This window comes from Pseudanabaena sp. 'Roaring Creek' (genome assembly GCF_001402795.1).
Taxonomy (GTDB): domain Bacteria; phylum Cyanobacteriota; class Cyanobacteriia; order Pseudanabaenales; family Pseudanabaenaceae; genus Pseudanabaena.
In genome coordinates this window covers 1-5,776 of sequence record NZ_LIRE01000234.1, presented here as the reverse complement: position 1 = coordinate 5,776, position 5,776 = coordinate 1, and the positions used below count along the sequence as shown (strand labels likewise).

The following is a 5,776-nucleotide window of genomic DNA, read 5'->3' as shown; positions in this document are numbered from 1 at the left end:
AGTATAGCTACAGTCACTTGACTTAGGACAAATCAAACCCGAAGAATTGACTGGCGGCGCGAAGCGCCGCCAGTCAATTCTTCGGGTTTATGTCCTAGTACAATTGGCGACAGCTATATAGCCACACTTTTGGGAATTGAAAACCAAACCCAGTAGGATTTTTAAAATCACAAAATGGCTACGCCATTTTGTGATTTGGTATAAATTGGTAGTCTTTTTCAGATTTCCTGTGCTGCTTGTCTGACGGCTTCTTGAACTGTTAATAAAGGAACATTTTGCAAGCGGGCTAGGTTCGCGCAATCCTCATATTCTGGCTGGATTGTCCGAAAGTCATGGCGCTGGGCAATTTTTACTCTCGCTTTACCATATACCGTTTCTACTTCATGGATTTCCCGACCGAGAATTTTACGCTCTTGTAAACGATATCGAATGCCGAGGGTACTCGTTTCTCGAAAGAGAACTTGTTCGCAAATATCCTGTCGATCGCAGGGACAGAGGACGGTAATTAGGATGCCGCTGCGGGATTTTTTCATGCCGATCGCTTGGGTATAGACATCCAAAGCGCCATGATGAAATAGTTGCTCCATCGTGTAGGCGATCGCTTGGGCAGTCATGTCATCTACTTGAGTTTCGAGGATCGCGATCGTTTCCGTTTGGATAGTAGGTTTATTCTCAAGATTTAAGCTTTTTTTTTAACCTCACCCACCCATAAACGTAGAGCATTCGGAATTTCTAAATCCCTCGTACCCGCTCCCATACCTACTTTTTGGATTTCCATGAAGGGAACTTCACCGAATTTTTCACAGAGGGTAACGGCGATCGCTGCTCCTGTGGGCGTAACTAATTCTTTCCTGATGCCATTGTCAAAGGTGATGACCCCATGCAATTCCCATAGCTTTAATGTGGCAGGCGCGGGTACGGGCATCTTGCCATGATCGCAATCCACATAGCCACCACCCGCAGGTAAAGCCGAACAGTAGATTTGTTCAATATCTAACCAAGCAAATCCCGCACAGGTACAGACAATATCGACGATCGCATCCAGCGCTCCTACTTCATGAAAATGGACGGCTTCGGGGGCAATGTTGTGGACGGCTCCCTCGGCGATCGCTAATGCTTTAAAGGTAGCGAGGCTCCATTCTTCAACCTGTTTTGGTAGCTTTGCCTCGCGAATAATTTTATTAATATCAGGTAAGTGCCGATGCCCTTGAGGAGAATGTTTATGATGGGAAGATTCATGATCAGCATCGGGTAAATGAGAATGCGATTCATGACTATGGGAACTTTGACTATGGGAACTTTGACTATGGGAACTAGGGCTATGCTCTCCACGATCGTGATGAGCGTGGGAATGCTCCTGACTTAACTCAACCGTGGGAGGCTCGCTACCACCATTGTTTACTAATTGGTTTAGTAATTCGACATGTAATTTCGTTGCGGTAATGCCACCACGAAAAACAGATTCTGTCCATAACTTGACTTCGCGATCGAGTCCTAATTTGTGAACGACCTCCTGTAGGTAAGCTAAGGGGACACCTGCACTTACCAGCGCTCCCAAGCACATATCACCAGCGATACCTGTTGGACAATCTAAATATGCCACACGTCCCATGAAAATACCTGTAGAGTCGATAAATTTATCAAATATTTCGCCTCTCAGGATCCTAGCATTGATAGCTATCGCCACCAGTATTAACGTTAATAAGTAGCTAGGCATAATTAAAAACCAAAATCAGAGAGCGTACCGCCCGCGTAGCGGGCGGTACGCTCTTCTAGGTTTTAAGTTTACTTATGCCTAGCTACTTACCAAACAAAGAAATGGCTCCGCCATTTCTTTACTTAAAACCCTTACTAGGTTTAGTTTTTAATTCACAAAAGTGTTGCCACACTTTCGTGAATTGGTATAATCCCAATTCCCAAAATGGCGTTGCCATTTTGGGAATCTCAAAATCTTACTGGGTTTAGTTTTTAATTCACAAAAGTGTTGCCACACTTTTGTGAATTTGTATAAATTAAGGAGAGAATCCGATCGCTCCTTGCAGATTTGCATCTGTCCAAATGGTGCTCTCCGTAACTATATTAGTTAAATTTGCATTAGTTAGATTTGCCTGCGTTAAGTTGGCTCCGATCAAGACGGCTTCACTCAAATCTGCACCCCCAAAATATGCCCTTTGTAAATTCGCGATCGCAAAATTTGCTTTTTTGAGAAATGCCATACTTAAATCAACTTCCTGCATCTCGGCATTGCGAAATTTAGTTTCGATACAGATGGAATTCGACAAAATTGCTCTAAACAAATAGGCATAACTGAGATCGGCTTCGCTGAGATTAGCCTTAGTCAGGTTCGCCATGCTCAGAGAAGCATCACTTAAAAATGCATTGCACAACTCCGCCCCAACCATTTGGGCTCCACTAAAAATAGCGCCCCCAAGATTGGCTTTATTTAAAATTGCCTTGTTTAAGATTGTCTCGCTAAAATTCGCCATCAGACAGCCAGCCATACTAATGTCGGCAAAATCAAGGGAGGCTCCCCATAAATTGGCGCGAGTTAGTAGCGCTCCTCTCATTTTGACACGGCTCATTTTGGCGTTACTTAAATTGGCATTACTTAAGTTTGCGCCACCAAAATCAGCATTCTGAAGGTTTGCGCCACTGAGGTTTGCGCCACTAAAGTCAATATTTTTAAAACTACCCCCACTCAGATTTACCCCCCTTAGGTCAGCACCACTGAGATTCGCTGCACCGAGATTGATGCCGCGTAGTTCTAGCGATCGCAGATCTGTGTTTGTAAGGTTAACGTCTTGGAGATTGGCTTGATTGAAGTTAACCTGATGGATCAAGGCTCGGCTCAGATTTGCCCCCTGCAAGTTAGCATTCACAAAAACTGTTTCCTGTAAAATCGCCCGTGATAGATTGGCTTGAGTTAAATCGGTGCGACTAAAGTTCACCCTACTCAAGTTGGTTTCGCTTAAGTTGATGCCTCTGAGTTTCAACGAGGACAAATCAACCTTTTGTAAATCGATCTCGGCGAGATCGGTGCTATCGCGCCAAGTATTCCAATGCTCAGCACCATCTTTAATATGTCGAACAATTCTTAGATCGGCCAAAATGATTTACTCAAATTGATGTTTAGACATGCTTCTAATTTAAGCTGTTTTTCCAGATAAATCTAGACAAGCCAAATGGCGCAGATCCAAGAACTTGAGGAAATCATGTGGGATTACTGTCTAAATTACTGTCTAAATTATTGACAACATTATGGATAACAGTTTGAGCATTTCGTTGCCAGCGATCGCGTTTAATCCTTCTCAATGCTGACCCCGTAAAATTTTGATTCCATTGCTCGTCAGTCATATTTGCTAAATCTGTTAACTGCGGATTGAGATTGTGAGGGAAAGGTTGAAAATCAGTTTCCAAAGTCTCTTGAGCAAAACGTTGATTCCAAGGACAAACATCTTGGCAGATATCACATCCAGCTACCCAATTTTGTAAATTAGCACCGATCGCTTCGGGGATCTGTTCTGACCTATTTTCAATTGTATGGAAAGCGATGCAGCGATTGGCATCAACCACAAAGGGCTGAGCGATCGCTCCCGTCGGACAGGCATCGATACAGCGCGTACAAGTACCGCAGTGATCGGTATGGGGGCGATCGGGCTCGATCTCCAGATTAGTTAGTAATTCTCCCAAAAATAACCAAGAACCATAGTCGCGGGTAATCACATTGCTATGCTTCCCAATCCAACCGATGCCTGCTCTCTGTGCCAAGGCTTTTTCGGCAATTGGTCCCGTATCTACATAATAACGAGTTTGAATGTCTTCCCCTTGCGCCGTGAGCCAAGTGGCGAGAGCTTTAAGCTTCTTCGTCAAAACCTTGTGATAGTCCCTTCCCCAGCCATAGCGGGAAATTTTACCGATCTGGCGATTGCTAGAATGTTGGTTTGGAGTGTAGTAATTCAGAGCCACGCAAATGACTGACTTTACCCCTGGCATCACCGCTGTAATATCCTGCCGTTTAGGATTTGCCATCCAATCCATATCTGCTTGATATCCGAGTTTGAGCCATGCTTGCAAACGTTCTGCCTCAATCCCAGACTCGGCTCTGGCAATACCAACTTTGCTAAAACCGAGGGCGATCGCTTTTTGTTGAATCGCCTGTTTAATTTCTGCTTGTGACAAATTCTCCATAATATCGACTAATTGGCTAATCGGCTAATCGACAGAGCCAACGGCGATCGGCAACTCACCACCACTAACCACCACCTAACCAACCAAAAAATCCACTTTTCTTGTCATTTTTGGCTTTAGGATCTGGTTTTGCTGGATTTGCAGCAGCAGAACTTGTCCCACCAACTTGATCGATATATTGATTTGCCAGAGGCTCGTTAGGATTTAGTTTCAAGGCTTGCTGAAAACTCACTTTAGCCATGCCTGATAACTTTTGATTCATATACACAAGCCCTAACAATGCGTGGCACTTACTATTATTGCAATCAAGTTGAATGGCACTCCGCAATTCTTTTAACGCTGATGTCCATAATTTTTGATTGATGTAGCTTTCAGCTTGACGAATGTACTGCTTAATTGCTGCATCATTAGTCTCCTTGCTGCCATCTTGGTTCGCATTGCCAGTTTGGTTTTGGCGTTGGGACTGACTGTTGCTGGCTTGATTGGCACTTCTCGCCGCCGTATTGCCGCTAGTGTTACCCATATTACTAGCACTTCTCGCCGCCGTATTGCCGCTAGTATTGCCACTAGTGTTACCGCTGGTATTACCCATATTACTGGCACTTCTCGCCGCCGTATTACCACTGGTATTGCCGCTAGTATTACCACTGGTATTATCTGTATTGCTAGCATTCCGCAAAGAATCACTCCGCATTTGGTAGGCATTGCCACTGGCATAGCTTGGTCGCACTCCCGCATTAATGCCTGTATTGCCTGTATTACCATTTGGATTGCTGGTGGCGTGATGGTTAATGCTAGGATTAGGAGGAGGGGCAATAGGAGGTTTAAGGCCAGTATTAACTACGGGATTAGAGGAATGACTGTAACCCTCTTGCAACAAAATATGGACTAAATTTAGTTCGCTCAGTAAACCAATGTTTTCTAAAGCTTGTTCTAAATTCTGATACTGAACTTTTGCTATTTCTTGAACTGCTTGTTCGTAATTTACCTCTTTAGATGAAACTAAATATTTTTTAGCTATGTCTGATTGTGGAGAAAATTTTTGATTGCGTTTCATCAACCGCTTACCCAGCAATTTTAAGATTGCTGAATACTCAGTCCGCTCGCGCTCTTGGGACAGCACATTATAGGCTGGGTTAACTAATTTGGATAAATATTGAGTTGCTACTTGCTTTTCGGAATTCGATCGCCCATGAACATCGGGGTGCAAGCACTTGGCAATTAAGAGGTATCGTCTACGCACAAGGGAAGATTCAGCTGTTAATGGTAAGCCCAATACAGCGTAATAATCGTTAAAGTCATATTGACCGATGCCGCGATCTATACGAAATGTCTTTGGATGTTCCACAATCTATCCTCGGCGTTGCGCTACTCAGAAAAGAGCTTTCAGGCTTTAAGAGTTTCTAAACCAGATAAGTAATGATAGCTTACCCACTAATAATACAGGTATGATCTCGACAATCATATATTTTCTAGAGATAAAACAGTGAAAATTCAGAAATAATTGTCAAATTATAAAGACGATTCGTAATTACTAATTACTAATTTCTCAAGCTGTCGCCAAGTGTATTAGGACATAAAGCCCAAG

The 5,776-nt window shown here is 43.5% G+C and carries 3 protein-coding genes and 1 pseudogene; all 4 read right to left on the bottom strand.

Going from position 1 to position 5,776, the window contains the following annotated elements:
* Nucleotides 1-218: 218 nt before the first annotated feature.
* The 4 genes and pseudogenes from larC to AC805_RS07990 all read right to left on the bottom strand — a co-directional run bounded on the left by larC (nucleotide 219) and on the right by AC805_RS07990 (nucleotide 5,536).
* A pseudogene (gene larC / locus AC805_RS27305) lies at nucleotides 219-1,612 on the bottom strand (nickel pincer cofactor biosynthesis protein LarC).
* Nucleotides 1,613-2,012: 400 nt separating this feature from the next.
* Nucleotides 2,013-3,107, bottom strand: a complete 1,095-nt coding sequence (locus AC805_RS08000; RefSeq protein WP_055074937.1) for a pentapeptide repeat-containing protein — start codon at nucleotides 3,105-3,107, stop codon at nucleotides 2,013-2,015.
* A gap of 103 nt (nucleotides 3,108-3,210) precedes the next feature.
* The gene (gene queG, locus AC805_RS07995; protein ID WP_055074936.1) at nucleotides 3,211-4,188 is read right to left on the bottom strand and encodes a tRNA epoxyqueuosine(34) reductase QueG; all 978 of its coding nucleotides are present in this window, start codon (nucleotides 4,186-4,188) and stop codon (nucleotides 3,211-3,213) included.
* Nucleotides 4,189-4,252: 64 nt separating this feature from the next.
* Entirely contained in the window at nucleotides 4,253-5,536 is a 1,284-nt protein-coding gene (locus AC805_RS07990; RefSeq protein WP_055074935.1) for a DnaJ domain-containing protein, read from the bottom strand.
* Between the last annotated feature and the right edge of the window lie 240 nt (nucleotides 5,537-5,776).

What these genes read in the sequence shown, in the direction of transcription:
- queG (WP_055074936.1), bottom strand. Translation starts at nt 4,188, where the DNA reads ATGGAGAATTTGTCACAAGCAGAAATTAAACAGGCGATTCAACAAAAA.